This is a genomic window from Chromobacterium aquaticum (assembly GCF_021129195.1).
GTDB lineage: Bacteria > Pseudomonadota > Gammaproteobacteria > Burkholderiales > Chromobacteriaceae > Chromobacterium > Chromobacterium aquaticum.
On sequence record NZ_JAJOHW010000259.1, the window covers coordinates 1 to 987 of the forward strand.

The 987-nt window shown below is 71.0% G+C and carries 3 protein-coding genes; all 3 read right to left on the reverse strand.

Features of this window, described 5'->3' with window-relative positions; all coding sequences use genetic code 11:
• Positions 1–287 (reverse strand): hypothetical protein (locus LQT98_RS23605; protein ID WP_231465678.1); only part of this gene is annotated, 287 nt, incomplete at its 3' end.
• A gap of 1 nt (position 288) precedes the next feature.
• Positions 289–708, reverse strand: a complete 420-nt coding sequence (exbD, locus tag LQT98_RS23610) for a TonB system transport protein ExbD (RefSeq protein ID WP_231465679.1) — start codon at positions 706–708, stop codon at positions 289–291.
• A partial coding sequence (locus LQT98_RS23615; RefSeq protein WP_269326140.1) for a MotA/TolQ/ExbB proton channel family protein occupies positions 709–987 on the reverse strand: 279 nt, incomplete at its 5' end.

The window sequence follows — 987 nt, forward strand, 5'->3', positions numbered from 1 at the left end:
GCCTCGGCCAGCTTGGGCAGCGGCTCCGGACGGCGCGCGGCCTTGGGCCGGCTGGCCGCGGCGGCCAGGCTTTGCCGCGCGCCGCTCGGCAATGGCCGATTGCTGGGCGCGGCGCTGACCTCGGCCGCCCACAGCTGCATCACCGCGGTCGGCGCCGCCGGAGCGGGCGCCGGCTCGGCCACGGACAGATACAGACGCAGCGCCAGCAGCGGCGCGCCCAAAACCAACAGCGAGGCATTGCCCCAGCTGGCCAAGGGCAGCGGCGGCCTTTCCAATGCGGCCGCCATCTCAATCACCCTCGCGGGCGACCAGGCCCACGCTCAGATAGCCGGCCTCGCGCAAGGCGTCCATCACCGCCATCACCTCTTCATAGCGCGCCTGGCGGTCGGCCTGGAAAAACAGCGGCGTGTCGCGACGGCCGCCGCTGTCGCGGTCAAGGCGCGCGGCCAGCTCCGTCAGCGTCACCGCTTGCTTGCCCAGTTGCAGCGAGCGGTCCTGATTCATCGACAGGTAGAGCGGCTTGTCCGGCCGCGGCTGCTGGCGCGCGCTGGAGGCCGGCAGCTCAATCCGGGTATCCACCGTGGACAGCGGCGCCACCACCATGAAGATGATCAGCAGCACCAGCATCACGTCGATGAAGGGCGTGACGTTGATATCGGACAGCTCCGCCAGGTCCTCGTCCTGACTGCTGGGAAACCCGCCGGCCATTCAAGCGGTCTCCGCGCGGACGTCCAGCTCGCGGCTGAGCAGTAGCAGCGCCAGGCCGGCCGCCTGCTGGCTGCGGCCCTTGTGCCGCGCCAGCGCGCGGCTGAACAGGTTGTAGATCACCACGGCGGGAATGGCGGCCACCAGGCCGACGGCGGTGGCGAGCAAGGCCTCGGCGATGCCCGGCGCCACCGTGGCCAAGGAGCTGCTGCCGCTGCGGGCGATGCCGACGAAGCTGTTCATGATGCCCCACACCGTGCCGAACAGGCCGATGAAGGGCGC

Excerpts from the sequence above, each read along its gene's own strand:
- exbD (WP_231465679.1), bottom strand. The coding sequence starts at position 708 with ATGGCCGGCGGGTTTCCCAGCAGTCAGGACGAGGACCTGGCGGAGCTG.